Source organism: Geomonas propionica, from assembly GCF_016458235.1.
GTDB classification, from domain to species: Bacteria; Desulfobacterota; Desulfuromonadia; order Geobacterales; family Geobacteraceae; genus Geomonas; species Geomonas propionica.
The window spans coordinates 234,981-255,465 of sequence record NZ_JAEMHK010000002.1 but is presented as its reverse complement, the minus strand read 5'-3'; the positions used below and the strand labels follow the sequence as shown (position 1 = coordinate 255,465).

The window sequence follows — 20,485 nt, the reverse complement described above, 5'->3', positions numbered from 1 at the left end:
CGATGTACGGAGAATCGATGCTCAGGAAGTTGGCGCAGCGCACGGTCCCTCAAGCGGCGATCCTGCTCTACCATCGGGTCGCCGATACTGCCAGGGATCCGCAGTTGCTCTGCGTATCACCGGAGAATTTCGCCGGTCACATGGAAGTGCTTCGGTCCCGATATCTCCCTTCGCCCCTCTCCGCCAGGGAAAGCTGGCAGCCCGGCAGCGTGGTGGTTACCTTCGACGACGGCTATGCTGACAACCTCATAAACGCCGTCCCGCTGCTACGGCGGTACCTGATCCCTGCCACAATCTTTGTGACCACTGGGTTTGTGGGGGATGCCAAGCGTCCTTACTGGGACGAACTGGCAGACCTTTTCCTGTGGTCCGCCGTACTGCCCAAACGGCTGCAGCTGCCGTTAAACGGCCAGACCAAGGCGTGGGAGTTTGGCTTGGAAGGCCCGGTTGATCCTTCTTGGAACCTGCTTGACGGTACGAGCTGTGCACGGCAGGATGCCTACCTGGTGCTGTGCGATCATCTGCGTCTCTCCGCCACTGCCGAGCGTGTCGAGACGATGGCTCTGCTCAGGGAGTGGGCCGGCAGGGGCTGCGCCAATTCAGGTGAGCGCAGGTTTCTCACCGAACAGGAACTGCGCCGTCTCGCGGAGGAGGAAGACATCGAGATCGGGGCGCACACGCAAAACCATGCCAACCTTGCCCTTCTTTCCGCTGCCGAGCAGCGTAGCGAGATCGTCGAGGGGAGACAGCGGCTGCAGGATATCTGCGGGCAGCCGGTTCGCTGCTTCGCGTATCCTTACGGCACCAGACTAAGTTATGCCCGTCTTACCCAGCGGATACTGCAGAAAGAGGGGTTTGACTGCGCCTGTTCCAACTTCGGCGGCGTCGTCTTCCCGGTTGTGTCCCGTTACCAGCTGCCCCGGTTCCTGGTGCGCGACTGGTCCGCCGATGAGTTCGCCTCAAGACTGGCCGAGTATCTACAATGACCGATGCCAAACTTCAGATCGTACAGCTGAACACGCTGGACACAGTCGGCGGCGCCGCGGGCGTTACCGGTACGCTGCACGAATACTTCAGGAGCCGGGGGCACTTTTCGCTGCGGGTCGTTGGGCGCAAGCTCGGTCAGGACCCTGATACGGTAGAGCTGCGCTCGGCCGTCAGACCATCACTGCTGGGAAGAGTGGGGCAGTTCGGCCGCACCGTGCGCCGCCGCGCCGGACTCTTCGCCGGCCTCGAGGATCCGGGCGATCCCGCAAGCCGGCACCTGGAGAGCATTCTGCCCACGGGGAACGAGATCATCGTCTGCCACAACCTGCATGGCGGTTACTTCGATCTTGCCGGTCTGGCCGACCTGTCCCTGCGTCACCCGGTGGTACTTGTGCTGCACGACGCCTGGCTTCTGGCCGGCCACTGCGCGCATTCCTTCGACTGCGACAAATGGCGCAGCGGTTGCGGCGGGTGTCCCTACCTGGAGGTGCAGTACTCCCTGACGCGCGACACTTCCCATGAAAACTGGGAGAGGAAGAGGGACATCTACCGTCGCTGCCGGCTGCACGTGATAACGCCTTCCCAATGGCTCATGGACAAAGTTGAAGATTCCATCCTGAAACCGGCTGTGATACAGTCGCGGGTCATCAATAACGGGGTCGATTCCAGCATCTTCTGTCCCGGTGCCAGGGGGGGCGCCCGCCAGCAGCTCGGAATCAGTGGCGACGAGCATGTGGTCATGTTCGCCGCCCACGGCATCCGCGAAAGCATCTGGAAGGATTACGCCACCATGCGCTCCGCGGTCGCTAAAGCAGCGCAGGCTTTGCCGTATCAGCGCCTGCGTTTTTTGGCGGTTGGCGAGAGCGCGCCAGACGAGCACCTGGGCGCGGCGACCGTAACCTTTGTTCCCCACCAGGCCCCCTCGGAGCTGGCCGCGTTTTACCGTGCCGCCGACCTGTACATCCATGCTGCGCGGGCGGAGAACTTCCCCAATACGGTGCTGGAGGCCCTTTCCTGCGGCACCCCCGTCGTGGCTACCGCCGTAGGCGGCATACCGGAACAGGTCAAGGGGCTGCGCCTCGACGGCGATGCCAGCGGGCTCAACCTCTACGGGCCGGGGGAGGCGACCGGCGTGTTGACGCCGGCGGGGGACGCGGAAGGTCTAGGTTTCGCCCTTTGTCATTTGCTGGGCAACAAATCGCTGCTCGAACAGCTCTCGGTCTCAGCTGCTAAAGATGCCAAGGAGCGCTTCAGCATCAACCGTACCGGTGCGCAGTATCTCGACTTCTTCGACGAGGTAGCCGCTGGCTTCGGCAGGAAACGGAGGGACGACTGATGTCGGAGGAATACGACAGCAAGATTGTGGCGGAGCACTGGTCGATGGCCGACTGCTCCGCTTCGGACCGGAACTTCTACTGCTTCCCCGCCATCCGCAACCGCTCCTGTCGGCTCATCTTCGGGGAGACCGACGCGAGCCGCAAGGATTGGTGCGAGTACTGGACCATCGAGAAGTACCTGAAACCGCTGGTCCCTGTGGGCAGGTGCCTGAGCATCTGTTGCGGGTTCGGCGAGGTGGAGCGCACGCTGGCGCGGCTGGGGGCGGCAGAGCGGATCACCGGGATCGATATCGCCCCGGGCGCTATCGAGCAGGCCCGCGTGCGCGCTGACCGCGAAGGCTTCCACAACATCGAGTACAGGGTCTGCGACGTCAATAAGGAGGAACTCCCCGAGGCCGAGTACGATCTCATCTGGGCCAACGGCGCGCTGCATCACATCCGCGACATCGAACTGGTGGTGGGGCGTCTCTCTCGTGCGCTCAAGCCGGGCGGGCTCCTCGTTTCCAACGAGTACGTCGGACCGGACTACCAGCAGCTCTCGGTGCGGCAGCAGGAGATCATCAACGCGGTAAAACACCTGCTCCCCCGTGAGCTCCGCACCCCGCTGACCGGCCCTCCCGATGCGCCCGGCCCGTCGCTGGGGGCGAAGGTCAAGGACCTCCTCGGCCGGGTGGTCAACTCGTACAAGCTGCGGGACGACGTGGTGTACGAGAAGCTCTGGGACATGCCGTCGGTGGCGTGGTTCAGGAAAACCGATCCCTCCGAGTGCGTCCGGTCAAGCGCCATCGTCCCTGTCCTAAAGGAGCATTTTGCCGAGGTGGACGTGAGGTACTTCAACGGGTCGATCATCTTCTACGCCCTGGACCAAGCTTTCTACCAGAACTACGATCCGGGCAGCGCGGCTCACCGCCGGCTGCTGGAAATGATTTTCGCGCTCGAGGAGCACTACGTGGCCTGCGGTGAGTTTCAGCAGGACAACGCCCATATCATCTGCCGGAAGGTTCAATGACGACAGAGGCAAAGACAGCGGCTGCCAAGAAGGTGGTGTCGGTTGTGATCGGCTCTTACAACCGCCGCACGTTCCTGAAGCTGACCATAGAGAGCGTCAGGCGGGAACTGGACCGTTGCGCCCTCGCGTCCGAGATCATCGTTGTCGATGGAGGCTCCGGCGACGGCACGCTGCCGTGGCTTATGAAGCAAAAGGACATCATCACCATCGTGCAGCACAACCGCGGCGAGTGGCGCGGCAAGAGGATCGAACGCCGCTCCTGGGGCTATTTCATGAACCTCGGCTTCAAGTGCGCCCAAGGGAAGTACGTCTGCATGTTGAGCGACGACTCGCTGGTTGTGCCTGGCGCGATACGAAACGGGGTGCGGCTCTTTGAGGATCGACTTCAGGCAGGCGACCAAATCGGCGCCGTTGCTTTTTACTGGCGCAATTGGCCGGAGCAGACCAACTACAGCGTCGGTTTGACGCTTGGCGACAAGATGTTCGTCAACCACGGCTTGTACCTGAAGGATGCGCTCGCTGAGGTGGGATATGTGGATGAGGAGAGCTTTCATTTCTACCACGCGGACGGTGACCTCTGTCTGAAAATGTGGCAAAACGGGTATGCCTGCATAGACTCACCCGACTCGTATGTCGAGCACTACTACCACGCTACAGCTGACGTCAGGAAGAGCAACCTGGAAACCCAGAAGAAGGATCATTGCGCCTACCTTGAGAAGTGGGAGGGGATCTTTTACGATCCCGTTGCCGTGAACATGGGAGGCTGGATAGAGAAGGAGTTTAGCGACAATTTGAAAACCGCCGACCTGTTCAAGAGGGCCGCTCCCTTCAACTGTCACGTGAAACGCAACGCCCTGAAAATGGTTGGACCTTTTCTGGACAAGCACAGGGGCAAGAAATGAAGGGTGCGTCATGTTAATGGGCGAGAGCGCCGCCAAGGTGCCAGGTCCGCTCCGCGTGCTGGCCGGGAAACTGCTTTGCTTACCCGGCGAACTGAGGGCGTACCGCGTCTTCAGGCAGGAATTCAAAAAGTTTTCGGAACTTCCCGGTGCGGCTGACCGTTTCCAGCTTGAATGGCGCGACAGATATCCCTGTCTGCACGACAAGACCGCAATCACCGGCTTCGACCGTCACTACGTGTTTCACACGGCATGGGGCGCGCGGAAAGTGGCCCAGATAAAGCCGCAGTCGCACGTCGACATCTCGTCTTCCCTGCACTTTTGTACCTTGGTGTCCGCGTTCGTGCCCGTGAGGTTCTACGATTACCGCCCGGTGGACCTGTGTCTTTCCGACCTCTCCTGCGCGTCCGCCGACCTGCTGAACTTGCCTTTTGACGATGAGAGCATCGCGTCCCTCTCCTGCATGCATGTGGTGGAGCATGTGGGGCTGGGGCGCTATGGCGACCCACTTGATCCTGAAGGGGATCTGAAGGCGGTTGCCGAATTGAAGAGGGTGCTCGCCCCTGGGGGCTCGCTGCTGTTCGTGGTTCCGGTGAGCGGCAGGCCCTGTTGCATGTTCAACGCACACCGGATCTATTCCTACAGCCAGGTCCTCGAGCTGTTTTATGGACTGGACCTCGTTGAATTCTCTCTGGTTCCTGATGATCCAGTGGATGGAGGTTTGGTTGTCGACGCCGGCAAGGCGTTGGCCGATGCACAAAAGTACGGGTGCGGGTGCTTCTGGTTCAGAAAACCGGTGACATGAACGTGGTAGGCATAGGTAGGCCCGACTCTTGGTGCTAGAAACGACCAAGGCCTACGTAGGGGTGACATGACCAGACATCAGAAATACTTCAACCAGAGAAGATGCGATATCGGTGAGCTTCCCGATACCATTTTGGTTGAGTCGTACATGGGCTGCAACCTGCGTTGCGAGATGTGTCCTGTTCCCGATTCACGAAAGAACATGAATGGCAGAAGCTATTCCTGCATGTCCCTCGAAACCTATAAAGTCATCATCGATCAGGTTTCTGAGAGGCATCGAAGCATCACACTTAATCAGCTCGGCGAGCCGTTACTGAACCCTGAGATCGTGAATTTTGTAGCCTATGCTGCATCCAGGGGACATCATGTCGGATTGACTACCAACGCTACCAAGCTGGATGCAGATCTTGCAGAGAGACTGATATTGGCCGGTCTTGCGGAGATCATATTCTCCTTTGACGGTTGTGCAAAAGAGACCTATGAGAAGATACGTGTCGGAGCCAATTACGATCAGGTTCTTGCCAATATCCTCGAGTTTTCCCGTTTGAACAAGGTTCTCAATGGCAGATGCAATGTAAGGGTCGACTGTATTGTGTCGGATCTGACCTTTCCCGATCTGGAGCAGATCGAGTCATTCTGGAGCCAGAGGAATATCCCGGTGAGTTTTATCCCCATCGACGACTGGGCCGGGAAATTACCGCTGCCTGAACGGTTTGGCATACGGAGAAGCCTGACGGGTTCAAAGTCCCACAGATATCCATGCCACTTCTTATGGACAGCGCTGGTGCTATCAGCTGAAGGCAATGTCGTTTTCTGCTGCCATGATTACCAGTTGCTATCAAAACTCCCATCTGTCCACGAAAAGCCGTTGCGGGAGATCTGGAATGCGCAGGTTAGGAATATGAGAGAACAGCACGCTCAACGGGCTATTACCGGAGAACCATGCCGGTCCTGCGATGCATGGATGACAATGCCCGAATTTTACCCAACCCGGTTCGACCGTCTCAAGGCCAAAATGAGATCATTAATAGGAAGAAAATGACAGTCGGGACCACCAACCTGCATACGCGCGAAAAATGGCTTGAGGCCGCTTTGTCAGCGATACCTGCCGGGTCGAGGATTCTTGACGCCGGTGCGGGCGAACAGGGGTACAGGAGATTCTGCAGCCACCTGGACTACGTCGCCCAGGACTTCGCCCAGTACGACGGCAAGGGAGACGCCAAGGGGCTGCAGACGGTCGTCTGGGACCAGAGCAGGCTCGATATCGTCAGCGACATCACCTCCATTCCCGAACCCGACGCATCGTTTGACGCCATCATGTGTGTCGAGGTGTTCGAACACCTCCCCGACCCGTTGGCCGCGCTGAGGGAGTTCAGCCGCCTGCTAAAAAAAGGGGGAACCCTGATCCTGACCGCCCCCTTTTGCAGCCTGACCCATTTCGCGCCCTATCACTTTTACAGTGGCTTCAGCCGCTATTTCTACCGGACCCACCTTGACGCCTGCGGCTTCGAAATAGTCGAACTGGTCGAGAACGGCAACTACTTCGAATACCTCGCCCAGGAGGTGCGCCGCATCCCCACCGTGGCGGACCTGTACGTCGGCAAGCGCCCACGGCTTTGGGAACTGCTGTCCGTGCGCGTGGTGCTGCACATGCTGGCGCGCTTTTGCCGCGACGACCGCGGCTCCTCGGAACTGCTGCACTACGGCTGCCACGTGCGGGGCGTTAAAAGGTGAGCAGGCGACCGCTATGATCATCGTCTACCTGCAGGGCGGCATGGGGAACCAGATGTTTCAGTACGCGGCTGGACGCCGGCTCGCTTTCCGCCTTGGCGTCTCCCTGAAACTGGACCTCTCGCGCCTGTCCAATACGGAGCCGGGCATAACACCGCGCGCCTACGCGCTCGCGCCTTTTCCCATCAAGGCCGCCCTGGCCACCCCGGAGGAAAGCCGGAGACTGTGGCAAAAGTCGGGGTGGTGGGGCGGCCGTCTGTGGCAAACCATCAAGCCGGGCTACCGGCAGACCCACATCCGGGAGCGCGGTTTCCGCTTTGACCCTGCCATCCTGGAACTGGGCGACGACGTCTGCCTGGACGGCTACTGGCAAAGCGAAAAGTACTTTGTCGACGCTGTTTCCGTGCTGCGTCGCGATTTCACGCTTCCTTCGCCGCCTGCCGGCAGTAACGGCGAGGTGCTGCGGCAGATAACCGGGTGCCAGTCGGTTTCGCTGCATATCAGGCGCGGCGACTACCTGACCAACCGCAGGATAGCGGCCAAGCACGGGTCCTGCAGCGAGCGCTACTACCAAGAAGCGGTCGCGATGATAGCCGCGCGGGTGTCTCAGCCGCACTTCTTCGTCTTTTCGGACGATCCGGGCTGGGTGCGCGACCATTTCGCCATTCCGCACCCCATGACAGTGGTCGAGCATAACAGCCCGGACCAGCCCCACGAGGATCTCAGGCTCATGAGCAGCTGTCAGCACCACATCACGGCTAACAGCTCTTTCAGCTGGTGGGGAGCCTGGCTCGGTGAGCATCCCGGCAAGGTCGTGATCGCCCCGGCGCGGTGGTTCAACGACCCCTCCATCGACACGGCGGACCTGCTGCCGGCTTCCTGGCTGAAGGTGGAGAGCTGATGGAGCCGCGCGTAACGGTACTGATGCCTGTCTTCAACGGTGCGGGATTTGTCGCCGAGGCGGTGCAGAGCATCCTGGGGCAGTCCTGCCAGGATTTCGAGCTGCTCGTAATCGATGACGGCTCGACGGACAAGAGCGCGGAACTCGTCCTTTCCTATGATGACCCGCGCATCCGCCTGGTAAAAAACGAGCACAACCTGGGACTGGTCGCCTCGCTCAATCGCGGGCTCGACCTGGCCCGCGGGGAATACGTGGCCCGCATGGACGCCGACGACATCAGCCGGCCCAAGCGTCTGGCACGCCAAGTGGCCTTCCTGGACTCCCACCCCGAGGTCGGTGTCTGCGGCAGTTGGGTCCGCTTTTTCCCGGACGGCTACGTCTGGAAACTTCCCCCCACCTCGGAGGAGATCCGGTGCCGCCAGTTCAACATGGTCGGCGTCGCGCATCCCTCGGTGATGCTGCGCCGCGGTCTCTTTCGCGAACACGGGCTTTACTACGACCCTGCGTACCTGCACCTGGAGGATTTTGAACTCTGGGGACGAGCCCTGGCGTACATGCAGTTCGCCAACATCCAGGAGGTACTGCTCGATTACCGCATCACTGCGGCCCAGGTCAGCTCCAGGCACCGCGGCGAGCAGCTTGCGGCGGTGGCGCCGCTGCGGCTTAAGAAGGTACAGGAACTCGGGGTGCAACCGAGCGCGGCGGAGCAGGAACTCCACGAGCAGGTGGTGAACGGCACCCTCCCGGTCGATCCGCGGCAGTTGGACCGGGCCGAGCGCTGGCTCCTGAAACTGCAGGCGGCAAACCGTGCCGCCGGGATCTACGAGCACGGTTATTTTTCGCAGTGGCTGCTGCATATCTGGTTTTCCGAATGCCGAAGGCTGGGCAGCCTGGGGGCGTGCTCCTGGCGCAGGTGCCTGGGGTCGCGGCTTTGGAGCGCCGGCAACGCTTCGCCCTGGCGCCGCCTCCAGGCGGCAGGAGCCTGGACCCTGCAGGGACTAAGACATGTCTGAGCGTATCGACTACAACAGCAGGATCCATAACCTGATCGCGCCGGTCTACGAAGCCCGCCACGCCGAGATCTTCAACGAGAGCGAGCAGGCGAGGATTCGCGCACAGCTTGGCTTCGCCCTGGAGTCGATCGGCGCCGCTCCGGCTCATGCGCGGGTGCTCGACTTCGGCGCCGGTACCGGCAACCTGACCCGTCACCTGCTTGAACTGGGCGCCCGCGTGGTCGCTTCCGACGTTTCCAGCGGCTGCCTCAAGGAAGTGAAGGCCATGGCCGGGAGCTCCGCCCACCTGGAACTGTCCCTGTTAAATGGCCAGGATCTGTCCCAGTTCGCCGACGGCTCTTTCGACATGGTCGCCGTTTATTCCGTGCTGCACCACGTCCCCGACTACCTTGGCATCATCGGGGAGTTCGTGAGGGTCTTGAAGCCGGGCGGGGTGATCTATCTTGACCACGAGGCCTGCCCGAACTACTGGGGCGCTTCTCCCGATTACCAGGCGTACGAGGTAGAACTGGGGGATCGTTTGCTGGGGGAGCGGCAGTGGCTCGGGCGATACCTCCTCGGCATCCTCAGGCGCAGGAACCGTTGGCGCTACCTGGCCGCCGCCCTGTACCTGCGCTGGCAGAAGTTTGACGACGACGAGGGAGATATTCACACCCACCCCGACGATCACATCGAGTGGGACAAGATCCGGATGCTTTTGGAGCCCCGCTGCGAGGTGCTGCGCGAGCTGGACTACCTGGTTTGCCGGGAACGCAGCGTACCCGCCGTGGTCTGGGAGAAATGGCACCCACGCTGCGCCGACATGCGTCTTTTGATCGCGCGCAAACGCTGAGGCCGCATGAGAGTACTCGTCGTCCTTACCGAGACCGGCAGTTACGGGGGAACCTTCCGGTTCCTGGAAAGGCTTTTCGAGGTGCACCGGCGCCGCGGCATCGATACCGTGCTGCTGGTGCCGGCGGGGGAACCTCCCGGGGCGCTGACAGAGCTGGCTTCGCGCTATCGGGTCGATCTGCGCCAGGCTGCCAACCGCAACCGTCCGGGGACCTTTCCGCTGGCGACCCCGCTCTTCGACCTCGCTTTCTGCTGGCGGACGATCCGGTCCTGCCGCCCCGACCTGGTGCTGGTTTCCACGGCAGACCCCGGCAGGATGTCGGTCGCGCTCTACCTTCCGGTCCCGGTGCTGTACCTGCTGCACAGCGTCCCCGAACACCGCTTCCGGATCCTGCCCCGCTGGTACCTCGGGCTCGGGGCACGGCTTGGCAACATCATCGCCACCGTTTCCGGCGGCGCAGCCGATCTGATTGCGCAGCGGATGGGGATACCGAGGGGGAGGATCTCGGTACTCCACAACAGCTGCCCGTGCAGTGCGGCGACCAAGGAACTGGACCGCGAGCCGCTCATTCTCACGGCGGGCCATGTCGTCGGCTACAAAAACCCCCAGCTTTGGCTGGAGACTGCACGGCTGGTCCTCAAAGAGCACCCGCAGGCGCGCTTTGTCTGGCTTGGCGACGGCCCCCTGCTGGACGACATGCGCCGGCAGGTCCGGGACCTCTCGCTGCAGGAACAGGTCCTCTTTACCGGGTACGTCGCCGACACCAGCTCCTGGTATCGCCGTGCCGAGGTGTATCTGCAGCCCAGCCAGATGGAAAGCCACGGCATCGCCGTCCTCGAGGCGATGGCGCACCGTCTTCCCTGTGTGGTCTCCAACGTCGGCGGTCTGCCCGACTCGGTGCTCGACGGGGAGACCGGCTATCTCTGCCCGCCCGGCGACGCCGCCTGCTTCGCCCGGCGCATACTGGAACTGCTCGCCGACCCCAGTCTTAGGGAGCGGCTGGGACGGGCCGGGGTGGGGCGGGTAGTGACTGAGTTTTCACCGGAGAGCCAGGAGCGCGGACTGATGGACTTGTACCGGCGACTGCTCTCCTCGACAGGGGAGCCATGAGCGCATCTTTCACCTTGACCACCCCGGTGGTGCTCCTCGTGTTCAACCGCCCGGAGACCACCGCCCGGGTCTTCGCAGCCATCCGACAGGCCCGCCCGCCCCGTTTGCTGATCGTAGCCGACGCTGCGCGCCCCGGCAGAGCTGACGAGGCTGAGCGCTGCGCCGAGGTGCGCCGCATCGTAGCAGCGGTGGACTGGCCCTGCGAGGTGCTGCGCGACTACGCGGACGTGAACCTGGGCTGCCGCCGGCGCGTGGCAAGCGGACTTGATTGGGTCTTCGACCAGGTTGAGCAGGCCATCATCCTGGAGGACGACTGTCTCCCCGATCCCTCCTTCTTCCGGTTTTGCCAGGAATTGCTGGAACGCTACCGTGAGGACCGGCAGGTGGGGATGATCAGCGGCGACAACTTCCAGTTCGGCCGCTGCTTTGGCGGTGACAGTTATTACTTCTCGCGCTACTTCCACATCTGGGGCTGGGCGACCTGGCGCGACCGCTGGAAGGACAACTATGACGTTGACCTTGCCAAGTGGCCCCAGGCCAGGGAGCAGGGGCTGCTGGCAGAGATCCTGGAGGCGCGCGCTGAGCGGAGGGAATGGACCAAGGCCTTGGAGAGCTCCTGGCGCGGCAGGATCGATACCTGGGACTACCAGTGGGTCTTCGCCAACTGGGTGGCGCGTCGGCTGTGCATCCTTCCCGCGGCGAACCTGGTCTCCAACATCGGGTTCGGCGCCATGGCCACACACACCAAGGTGGCGGGCGAGTTGGCCGACATCCCAAGTCGCGCCATATCCTTTCCGCTCGTCCACCCTGCAAAAACGGCCCGCAACCGGGAGGCCGACCGTGCCAGCAGGCACAGATCATCCCGGCGGTCCCTCTGGGATGCGCTGCGCGATTTCCTGGGCGGACGAGGATAGACCTATGGGAGCAGCAACAATGACATGCGCGATATGCTCCGGGGCCATGGAGCCGAAGTTCTCGGCACTGGTGTTGGGCAAACACCTGGCGCAGTACTTTTACTGCCGCAGTTGCGGGTTCCTGGCTGTGCGCGACCCCCACTGGCTGGAGGAAGCCTACAGTCGCGCCATCGCCAACGCCGACACCGGTCTTGTGCTGCGCAACCTGGACTTGGCGCCGAAGGTCGCCTCGACCCTTTTCTGGCTTGCCGGCGAACGGGGAGATGGCCGGTTTGTCGATCTGGCTGGAGGGTACGGTCTGCTGACCCGGATGATGCGGGACCTGGGATTCGACTTCTACTGGCAGGACAAGTACTGCGAGAACATTCTCGCTGCCGGCTTCGAGTACCGGCCGGAGCACGGCCCTTGCCGCGCCGTCACCGCCTTCGAGGTGCTGGAACACCTGGCCGACCCGCTTCCTTTCGTCGAGGAGGCGCTGACGACCTACCGGCCGGACCACTTCCTTTTCAGCACGGAACTGTACGAGGGGGAGCCGCCCGCGCCCGAGCGCTGGAACTACTATGCCTTCGCCACCGGTCAGCACGTCGCCTTTTTCCAGCGTCGCACCCTACAGAAACTGGCCGACCGCCTCGGCCTTCATTTCGCCAGTGCCAACCGGCTACATCTCTTTTCCCGGCAACCGGTGGACGAGTACCTGTTGCGCATGGTCACCGGCCTGCTAGCTTCGCCGTTGTCCCTGTACATCCGCTTTCGCCTGGGCTCGAGGACGGTGCGGGACCAGGAGCTGATGCTGGGGATTTCCCGCGATGGTGATCTGAAACCGTGAAGATAGCCTACGACGCCCAGATATTCTACGAGCAGGCCTATGGCGGCGTCTCGCGCTACATCTGCGAGTTGGCCGCTCGCATCGCCGCCCTGGACGGGATGGAAGTCTCCATCACCGCTCCCATGCACATCAACGCCTACTTGGAGCACCAGCAGCACCTGGTTTCCGGTTTCAGGCTCCCCGGCGTGAAGCGGATGCCGCTTTCCCTTCGGGGTGCGGGGATGCTGATGTGCGACCTGATGATGCGCGCCCAGGCTCCGGACCTGATCCACGAGACCTACTATTTTCCATACCGTATGGGACCGACTCGGGCCCGCAGGGTGCTCACCGTTCATGACATGATCCATGAGAGGTTCCCGGGCTACTTCGACCCAACGGACCGGACACCGCGCTTCAAACTCATGGCCGTGCAGAGGGCAGATCATGTCATCTGCGTTTCCGAACGGACCCGGCAGGACCTGGTCGACGTTCACGGCATCTCACCCGACAAGATCAGCGTCGTGCATCACGGTTTTGGACTGCTCCCCCCGAAAAACGATGACCATGCAGACCAGGCGCCTTTGGTCCAGGAATCCTTCCTTCTCTACGTCGGTCCGCGCGGTGGTTACAAAAATTTTGCAGGGCTGCTCCAGGCCTATGCGGCATCGCGCGAGTTGCATGAGCGTTGTGTGCTGGTTTGTTTTGGAGGCGGCGGGTTGACCCCGCAGGAGCGTGAGACGGTCAGGGGGCTCGGACTGCGCGAAGACCGCGTGGTGCAATTGGGGGGAGGGGACCAGGTGCTGGCTGGCCTTTACCGCCAGGCGCTTGCTTTCGTCTACCCCTCGCTCTACGAGGGATTCGGCATCCCGCCACTGGAGGCGATGTCGTTGGGCTGCCCCGTCATCTGCAGCAACGGGGGCTCCATCCCCGAGGTGGTGGGGGATGCCGGAGCCTATTTCGCGGCTGGCGATGTTGAGTCGATGCGACTGGCGCTGCAGCAAGTGGCGTCATCGGAGAACACACGTCGCGAACTGGTTGCCAGGGGGATGGAGCGCCTCAAGCTCTATTCCTGGGACCGCTGCGCGCGAGAGACCGCCGCGGTGTACCGGAAGCTGCTCTAAATGCCTGGACGCCTGTTCACCTAAGCGGTGACCGGAGAGTGGAAGGGGCATCAAATCCAGGAGGAGATCACGTGCAGTTTGAACTGTTCATCAAGAAATTGGCGAGGCGCTTCGGGGTGGACCTGCGCGCGTATCGTCCGGCGCGCTCCGAGGCGGCGCGGCTTGCCCGCATGCTGGAGCAGCACCGGATCGACACGGTGCTGGACGTTGGCGCCAACACCGGTCAGTTCGCACGGCACCTCCGCTCCATCGGCTACCGTGGCAGGATCATCTGCTTCGATCCCTTGCAAGAGGCCCACGCCGCCCTCGTCAAGCTCGCCCGCACGGACCCGGCCCTGACCGTAGCCCCGCGCCAGGCGCTTGGGGAGAGCTCGGGGGAGGTCGAGATCAACGTGTCCGCCAACCTGGAAAGCAGTTCGCTGCTCTCCGTTTCCGAGGCGCACCTGCAGGCGGAGCCCCGCGTCAGGACCGTGGCCACTGAGAAGGTCCCGATGCGCCGGCTCGATGAGGCTGTGCTGTCATACCTCTCACCCGGCGACAGGGTCTTCCTCAAGATCGACGTGCAGGGGTACGAACTCCCCGTGCTGCGCGGCGCAGAAAGGGTGCTGGGGCAGGTAATCGGCGTGCAGCTCGAACTCTCATTGCAGCCGCTGTACCAGGGAGAGCCTCTTTTTCGGGAGGTGATCGATGCGGTGGAAGCCCTGGGCTTTGCCCTTTACGACGCTAACCCCTGCTTTTCCGATGACGCCACCGGGAGGACCTACCAGGTGGATGGCGTATTCTTCCGCAACGAGGCTTCCTGATTGCATCAAACCCTCAGACCACCGGGACCTGTAAGAGGACGAAGGATGCCGATTTCAGATTCGAAGAAGACTATGGCGGCACTGCTTTTGACGCTGTTGATACTTCCATTTGTCGTTAACTGCTTCTTTGCTTATCCTCAAACCGATGATTTCGTTTACTCCGTTGCCGCTCGGGACTTAGGATTTTTTCAAGGGCAGCATGACTGGTATATCAAGTGGTCGGGACGTTTCACGTCGACCGCGCTGCTCAGCATTAATCCGCTTGTCTATGACAGTCTTGCCGGGTACAGACTCTTTTTTGCCATCCTCATCACCGCCCAGCTAGGTTCGCTGTACCTTCTGATACATGCACTGACAAAACGGACTCTCGCGTGGCAGGAAAAGTTGGTATTCTCGCTCGCCTTGCTCTTCGCCTGTCTGGACCAGGTGGATGACCTGAGGTCTTGGCTTTACTGGATGGCGGGAGTGGCCACTTACCAGGTCGCTGCAACGATGATGATCCTGTGGCTTTCGTTGGTACTTCTGGTGGAACAGGACCGGAAATATGACAACCAATGGAACAAGGGAGCAGTCCTTGCGTTGTCCCTCCTTCTGAGTGGCACCAACGAGATCGTGTTGTCTCTGACATTCCTTCTCAGCTTGACGTGGATCGCCTATCAGTATGTGTCGAAAAAGACGCTGGCACCATTTCACATCGCGACATTCGTGGCGGTCGCAACGGGTAGCTGTATCGGAGTTTTCGCCCCCGGCAATTTCGCACGCATGAAGAGTGACTACGATACTCACAGGAACATATGGGCCATAGCCTGGAATGCTTTCAAAGCTTCTCTTGCTTCCATGGAAGTATGGATGACCTATCCTGTGACATTGATCCTTGTGACGGCGGTTTTCTGTACCGTCATCAGCAGACCTCAACTGAGGGCCATCTACGGCAGCATCAGGATCCTGTACTCGATGGGCATGTTGTTACTTCTCGTCATGGTGGCCTTCTTCATACCGTACTGGGCCACGGGGATGAACCCGCAAAACCGCGTACTCAACATCATTTACTTCTTCTTCATGATCGGCTTGATGGTAAACGTAGCTGTCATCTCTTCCAAACTCGGAGACCCGGCGTTGGCCTTCTTGAAGAACATCCCGTCCAAACGGTACGGGTTCGTCGTCGTCGCGTTCCTGGCGGTTTTGTTCTGCCTGCAGAGGTCCAATTTTGTGACAGTGACCAAGGATCTTTTAAGTGGCGATTCACTTCGTTACAGCAGGGAGATGCAGCAAAAACAATCGCAAGTCATTCACTGCGCTGCCAGCCACTGGACTACTGACGACGTTACAACCCGCCCTGCCAGCCTCTACTTTTACTTCATCTCTTCTGACTCTAAGGATTGGGTCAACAGTGCCTACGCAGCCTATTTCGGTAAGAAAAGCGTCTCCCTGGTGAAAAAGCGGCTTTAGCGGTCCTACCTTTTCTGCTCCTCTCTCGCATATTTCATTTGCTTGACCTGCGTCAACCCTCTTGCCTCCTCGCCGGCCTATACTTCAAATCAGGCTGATCAAGCGAATGATCAAAAAAAGCAGTAGGAGAGGTGACAGATGGCAAGGTTGATAGATGAGCTGAAACGGGATCACGTGGCAATCGAGGATATGCTCAACCGCGTCAAGGATACCAGCATCACCAACAAGGAGGCGCACAGGCTCCTTTTGGCGGCGCAGTCGACGCTGCTCGCGCATCTGCGCAAGGAGGACGCGCAACTCTACCCGGTGCTGAACAAGGCCGCGCAGGCGGACCAGGCTTTGAAACGTACCGTTGATTTTTACGCCAAGGACATGGACGAGATATCCGGCAACGCCGTGGCCTTCTTCAAAAAGTACGCCGCCGACGATGCGGTGATCGATATAGAGTTCGCCAAGGCCCTGGGAAGGCTCTTCGCCACCATCTCCAGGCGGTTGCGCAGCGAGGAGAACACCCTCTACGCCGCCTACGACAAGCTGCAGCACTAACCGTTTTCCCACGCCTGGAACCACGGGCGCCCCAGTGGTTCCAGGTCCTTTCCCGCTTCGCCCGCTAACCCGTCGGCAAAGACTGCAGGACGCTTGTTCCCTTTACAACGCCGGCTGCATCGGGTATCTTACCTCGCTTAAATCAGTGCAATAAGAGGAGCTATCCGTGGGTATATTCGAGGCGATAGTACTGGGCATCGTGGAGGGGTTGAGCGAGTTCCTTCCCGTTTCATCCACCGGGCATCTCATCCTGGCTTCAACCCTTTTGAAGCTGCAGCAGTCTGAGGCGCACAAGGTTTTCGAGGTGGTCATTCAGTTAGGGGCCATGCTCGCCGTGGTCGAGGTGTACCGCAAGCAGCTCCTCGCGCGTCCGGACCTGATCAAGAAAGTCTGCTTCGCCTTTCTTCCCACCGGCACCATCGGCTTTCTGCTCTACAAGCTGGTCAAGTCGTTCTTCCAGCCGTCGCTGGTGAGTTACATGCTCATCGCCGGCGGCGTCGCCTTCATCGTCATCGAGCTCTGGATGAAGGACCGGCCCGCCACCACCCACACCCTCGACGAGATCAGCTACAAGCAGGCCTTCTCCATCGGTCTGGTGCAGTGTCTCTCCATGGTCCCGGGCGTTTCCCGTTCCGGCGCCACCATCATGGGCGGTCTGATCTGCGGCTTGGACCGCAAGGACGCCACGGAATTTTCCTTCCTGCTGGCGCTCCCCACCATGCTCGCCGCCACCTGTTACGACGTCTATAAGAACTACACGGTCTTCCACGCGGCGGACTGGCAGAACATCGCCGTCGGTTTCGTCACCTCGTTCATCTTCGGCGTCATCGGCATCAAGGCCCTGCTGAAATTCGTCACCAGCCACACCTTCATCCCCTTCGGCATCTACCGCATCATCGTCGGGGTGCTTTTCCTGGTTTTTCTTTTTTAGAGGGTCTCTCAGCCGGGGACGGACAGCGCCAGTTGCATCGCCGTCCCCCGGCCCTCTCCCGGGGGGAGAGGGAGAATGGGGGTGGCTTTCCAACTGCCGGAACCCTCCGACGGAACTGCACATCCACCCCCTCGCCCTCTGGGAGAGGGCAGGAGTGAGGGCCTACTCTCGCTCCGCCCTTTTCGCCAACTCCAAGTAGATCTTTTCCAGTACCCCTTCCGTGTCCCTCAGCACTTCGTGATCCCAAAACCTGATTACGCAGATCCCAAGGGTGGCAAGCTTCTCTGTCCGATGCTTATCTCTTGCTGCTGCTGCATAGCTGTTATGCTGCCCTCCATCGAGCTCGATGCAAAGTCCCGCCTCGTGGCAGAAAAAGTCCAAGATGTATCCAGCTATTGGGTGCTGTCTGCGAAACTTGAAGCCTAGCTGGCGATTCCTAAGAAGCAGCCAAAGCAGGTTTTCTGCATCGGTCTGGTTGCCCCTAAGAGAGCGGGCGAAGTCCCGCAGATTTTCAGGCAATTTCGAATGCGTCGCATATGGCATCGCCCTCACCCCGACCCTCTCCCGAAGGGAGAGGGAGATTTTGATGTCGAGCTAGTAGCTGATTTGTCACTTTAGCTGATGATTCTCGGTCTCCGATACCTGTCTGCCCACCCCTCGCCCTTTGGGAGAGGGGCAGGGGTGAGGGCCTTGCAAGGGGATGACATGGTGTCATCTGGCACCACCCCTCACCCGGCCTCCGGCCACCCTCTCCCAGAGGGAGAGGATACCCCGGCAGATCTTAGACTAACAGCAGCTTGAATCCGGCGATGGCGAGGACGAGCGAGAGCACTCGCATGATGGTGGGGACGGGGAGGTGGCGGCTTCCCAGCAGCGAACCGACCACACCACCGAGCAGCGCGCTCCCGGCCATGAGCGGCGCATAGCTCGGTATTGCCTGCACCCCGCTCAAGTGCCCCAAGAGTCCCGCTCCTGAATTTACCAGGATGAAGAGCGCGGCCACCGCCGAGACCTCCCTCGGCTCACCCCATTTGCATAGCAGAAGCAGCGGACTGAGGAAGATGCCGCCCCCCACGCCGGTGAGACCGGACAGAAGCCCAAGGGCTGCCCCGATGGCCATGGCGGTCGGGGTGGCTGGGGGAGAGGTGCGTACCGAACTCTGATTTTTTTGCAGCAGCAGGCGCGATGCAGAGAGGAGCAATATCACGCCGACCAGCGGACGGTAGATGTGGGAGGGGAGGGTGAGGTAGCCGCCCAGGAAACTGAATGGGATCGAGGTCGCAGCGAAGGGCCAGAACAGGCGCCACGAGAAGTGCCCGGCGCGGGCGAAAGAGAAGGTGGCGATCCCCGCCACCAGGAGGTTCAGGGTGAGCGCGGTCGGCTTGAACACCTCCGGCGCCACGCTGAAAAGCGCCAGCACCGCGATGTAACCCGAGGCACCGCCGTGTCCCACGCACGAGTAGAGGACCGCGACCAGCAGGGTGCACAACAACATTGGTATCAGAAGTTCCAGGATCATGTAACCCTCTGGCGGTCCAGCGGCGCGACACCGCCGCAAACCTTGAGTGTTGTCGCTAACCTGCCCGTTCGGGCACCGGGAGAAGATACCACACTTTCCCGGTGCTGTCGTACGTTCCTCTTTAGCAGGGCATCTCCGCATTTTTACGCGAATACCAGTACCAGGTGAGGACGATACAGCTCAGGTAGAAAACGAGGAAACCGTAGAGCGCCGCCTGAGGTCCGCCTGTATGGGTGATCGAGCTTCCGAAGGCCTTGGGGATGAAGAAGGCACCGTAGGCTGCGAACGCGGAGCAAAAGCCGAGGACGGCGGCGGCTTCCTTTCCCGCTTCTGTCGCGGCCCTGGCCTGCGCCTCGCGCCTTAGGTCGCCCGCCGCACGTTGCCGCTCGGTGAGGAAGATGACCGGGATCATCCTGAAGGTCGACCCGTTGCCGATACCTGTGGTGACGAACAACAGGATGAACATGGCGAGAAAACCCCAGAAGTCGCCTGGGTTCCCCTGGCTCGGGAGGTAGTGCAGCACCCCGAAGCCGGCGGCGGTCATGGCGACGAAGTTCCAGAAGGTGACCCGGGCGCCACCGAGTTTATCGGCGATCCATCCCCCGGCCGGCCGAAACAGCGCGCCGACCAGGGGACCCAGGAAGGCGTACTGCATAGGGTTGATGGTGGGGAACTGCGATTTGATCAACAGCGGCAGTCCGGCCGAGTAGCCGATGAACGAACCGAAGGTGCCGAGGTAGAGCCAGCACATGATCCAGTTGTGCTTGCGCTTGAAGATGACCGATTGTTCCTTGAAGGACGCCTTGGCGTCGGCGATGTCGTTCATGCCGAACCAGGCGGCCAGGGTGGCGAGGATGATAAAAGGGACCCAGACGAAGCCCGCGTTTTGCATCCAGACCGTGGTGGAGACCCCCTTGGTGACGCAGACCTGCGGATCGCCACAGAGGGCGCCGAACGTGCCGGTGGTGATGACCAGCGGCACCAGGAACTGCATCGCGCTCACGCCCAGGTTGCCCAGGCCCGCGTTAAGCCCGAGAGCGGTACCCTTGAGCGCCTTGGGGAAGAAGAAACTGATGTTGGACATGCTGGAGGCGAAGTTGCCGCCGCCGAGGCCGCACAAAAACGCCAGCAGTAGCATGGTGCTGTAGCTCGTGTTTGGATCCCGCACCGCGAACCCGATGCCGACTGCCGGGATCAGGAGCGACGCGGTGCTGATGGTGGTCCAGGTCCTGCCGCCGAAGATGGGAACCATGAAGGAATAGAAGATGCGCAGCGTCGCGCCGGAGAGGCCTGGCAGCGCCGCCAGCCAGAATAGCTTGTCCGCATCGAAGGCGAAGCCGATCGTCTGCAGGTTCACCACGACCACGCTCCAGACCATCCATACCGCGAAGGAGAGGAAAAGCGCCGGGATCGAGATCCACAAATTCCGGTAGGCGACGTCCTTGCCCTGCTCCTCCCAGAACTGCGCATCCTCCGGGCTCCATACTGCCAGTACTCGTGACGACATCATCCCTCCTGAGATTTTCAAATGCCCCCAAAATCCTAAATCAACAAACGCTGCATTCACAAATGCTGCATTCACAACTGTCCCTGCCGTCTGGTTCCCTCCCCTGGAGGGGGAGGGACAGGGAGGGGGAAGACCTTGCTGCTGTCACCGGAGTTCCCCCCTCCAACCTCCCCCCTCCTGGGGGAGGCTTTGTGCCATACGACCTGGCATCGCGTCTCCGCCCCCGGAGGGGGAGGGACAGGGAGGGGGAAGTCTTTACTTCAGCCG

At 60.9% G+C, this 20,485-nt stretch carries 20 protein-coding genes and 1 pseudogene; 18 read left to right on the top strand and 3 right to left on the bottom strand.

Going from position 1 to position 20,485, the window contains the following annotated elements; genetic code table 11:
* Window positions 1-2 precede the first annotated feature (2 nt).
* The 18 genes and pseudogenes from JFN90_RS03740 (at window position 3) to JFN90_RS03655 (ending at window position 17,192) form a co-directional block, all read left to right on the top strand.
* Window positions 3-986 (top strand): polysaccharide deacetylase family protein, encoded by a 984-nt coding sequence (locus JFN90_RS03740; protein ID WP_199393759.1) that lies wholly within the window; start codon window positions 3-5, stop codon window positions 984-986.
* Window positions 983-2,323 carry a glycosyltransferase gene (locus JFN90_RS03735; RefSeq protein WP_199393758.1) on the top strand — a complete coding sequence of 447 codons (1,341 nt, stop codon included), beginning with the start codon at window positions 983-985 and terminating at the stop codon, window positions 2,321-2,323. Before JFN90_RS03740 ends, JFN90_RS03735 begins: the two co-directional genes overlap by 4 nt.
* Entirely contained in the window at window positions 2,323-3,333 is a 1,011-nt protein-coding gene (locus JFN90_RS03730; RefSeq protein ID WP_199393757.1) for a class I SAM-dependent methyltransferase, read from the top strand. Before JFN90_RS03735 ends, JFN90_RS03730 begins: the two co-directional genes overlap by 1 nt.
* Complete coding sequence (locus JFN90_RS03725) at window positions 3,330-4,235, top strand: glycosyltransferase (RefSeq protein WP_199393756.1); 906 nt, start codon at window positions 3,330-3,332, stop codon at window positions 4,233-4,235. The genes JFN90_RS03730 and JFN90_RS03725 overlap by 4 nt, the downstream gene beginning before the upstream one ends.
* Before the next feature lie 10 nt (window positions 4,236-4,245).
* Window positions 4,246-5,037, top strand: coding sequence for a DUF268 domain-containing protein (locus JFN90_RS03720; RefSeq protein WP_236018844.1), 792 nt, complete (start codon window positions 4,246-4,248; stop codon window positions 5,035-5,037).
* A gap of 66 nt (window positions 5,038-5,103) precedes the next feature.
* On the top strand, window positions 5,104-6,078 hold the full coding sequence (locus JFN90_RS03715) for a radical SAM protein (protein WP_199393755.1): 975 nt from the start codon (window positions 5,104-5,106) through the stop codon (window positions 6,076-6,078).
* Complete coding sequence (locus tag JFN90_RS03710) at window positions 6,075-6,770, top strand: class I SAM-dependent methyltransferase (RefSeq protein WP_199393754.1); 696 nt, start codon at window positions 6,075-6,077, stop codon at window positions 6,768-6,770. Before JFN90_RS03715 ends, JFN90_RS03710 begins: the two co-directional genes overlap by 4 nt.
* 10 nt (window positions 6,771-6,780) lie before the next feature.
* A pseudogene (locus tag JFN90_RS03705) lies at window positions 6,781-7,668 on the top strand (alpha-1,2-fucosyltransferase); the annotation flags it as partial.
* Window positions 7,668-8,681 carry a glycosyltransferase family 2 protein gene (locus tag JFN90_RS03700; RefSeq protein WP_199393752.1) on the top strand — a complete coding sequence of 338 codons (1,014 nt, stop codon included), beginning with the start codon at window positions 7,668-7,670 and terminating at the stop codon, window positions 8,679-8,681. The pseudogene JFN90_RS03705 and the gene JFN90_RS03700, both read left to right, overlap by 1 nt.
* Window positions 8,674-9,513 (top strand): class I SAM-dependent methyltransferase, encoded by an 840-nt coding sequence (locus tag JFN90_RS03695; RefSeq protein ID WP_199393751.1) that lies wholly within the window; start codon window positions 8,674-8,676, stop codon window positions 9,511-9,513. Before JFN90_RS03700 ends, JFN90_RS03695 begins: the two co-directional genes overlap by 8 nt.
* Window positions 9,514-9,519: 6 nt before the next feature.
* Window positions 9,520-10,623 carry a glycosyltransferase family 4 protein gene (locus JFN90_RS03690; protein WP_199393750.1) on the top strand — a complete coding sequence of 368 codons (1,104 nt, stop codon included), beginning with the start codon at window positions 9,520-9,522 and terminating at the stop codon, window positions 10,621-10,623.
* Complete coding sequence (locus JFN90_RS03685) at window positions 10,620-11,537, top strand: glycosyltransferase family 2 protein (RefSeq protein WP_199393749.1); 918 nt, start codon at window positions 10,620-10,622, stop codon at window positions 11,535-11,537. Before JFN90_RS03690 ends, JFN90_RS03685 begins: the two co-directional genes overlap by 4 nt.
* Window positions 11,538-11,556: 19 nt before the next feature.
* On the top strand, window positions 11,557-12,363 hold the full coding sequence (locus JFN90_RS03680; RefSeq protein ID WP_199393748.1) for a class I SAM-dependent methyltransferase: 807 nt from the start codon (window positions 11,557-11,559) through the stop codon (window positions 12,361-12,363).
* On the top strand, window positions 12,360-13,463 hold the full coding sequence (locus tag JFN90_RS22500) for a glycosyltransferase family 4 protein (protein ID WP_199393747.1): 1,104 nt from the start codon (window positions 12,360-12,362) through the stop codon (window positions 13,461-13,463). The genes JFN90_RS03680 and JFN90_RS22500 overlap by 4 nt, the downstream gene beginning before the upstream one ends.
* Before the next feature lie 71 nt (window positions 13,464-13,534).
* Window positions 13,535-14,266, top strand: a complete 732-nt coding sequence (locus JFN90_RS03670; protein WP_199393746.1) for an FkbM family methyltransferase — start codon at window positions 13,535-13,537, stop codon at window positions 14,264-14,266.
* Window positions 14,267-14,311: 45 nt separating this feature from the next.
* On the top strand, window positions 14,312-15,715 hold the full coding sequence (locus JFN90_RS03665; protein ID WP_199393745.1) for a DUF6056 family protein: 1,404 nt from the start codon (window positions 14,312-14,314) through the stop codon (window positions 15,713-15,715).
* 138 nt (window positions 15,716-15,853) lie between these two features.
* Window positions 15,854-16,261 carry a hemerythrin domain-containing protein gene (locus JFN90_RS03660; protein ID WP_199393744.1) on the top strand — a complete coding sequence of 136 codons (408 nt, stop codon included), beginning with the start codon at window positions 15,854-15,856 and terminating at the stop codon, window positions 16,259-16,261.
* A gap of 166 nt (window positions 16,262-16,427) precedes the next feature.
* The gene (locus JFN90_RS03655; protein WP_199393743.1) at window positions 16,428-17,192 is read left to right on the top strand and encodes an undecaprenyl-diphosphate phosphatase; all 765 of its coding nucleotides are present in this window, start codon (window positions 16,428-16,430) and stop codon (window positions 17,190-17,192) included.
* Between the two features lie 162 nt (window positions 17,193-17,354).
* Here JFN90_RS03655 and JFN90_RS03650 read toward each other — a convergent pair whose 3' ends face one another.
* The 3 genes from JFN90_RS03650 to JFN90_RS03640 all read right to left on the bottom strand — a co-directional run bounded on the left by JFN90_RS03650 (window position 17,355) and on the right by JFN90_RS03640 (window position 20,218).
* Entirely contained in the window at window positions 17,355-17,735 is a 381-nt protein-coding gene (locus JFN90_RS03650) for an endonuclease domain-containing protein (RefSeq protein ID WP_236018863.1), read from the bottom strand.
* Between the two features lie 238 nt (window positions 17,736-17,973).
* Window positions 17,974-18,711 carry a sulfite exporter TauE/SafE family protein gene (locus JFN90_RS03645; RefSeq protein ID WP_199393741.1) on the bottom strand — a complete coding sequence of 246 codons (738 nt, stop codon included), beginning with the start codon at window positions 18,709-18,711 and terminating at the stop codon, window positions 17,974-17,976.
* 121 nt (window positions 18,712-18,832) lie between these two features.
* Window positions 18,833-20,218 (bottom strand): NarK family nitrate/nitrite MFS transporter, encoded by a 1,386-nt coding sequence (locus tag JFN90_RS03640; protein ID WP_199393740.1) that lies wholly within the window; start codon window positions 20,216-20,218, stop codon window positions 18,833-18,835.
* Window positions 20,219-20,485 lie beyond the last annotated feature (267 nt).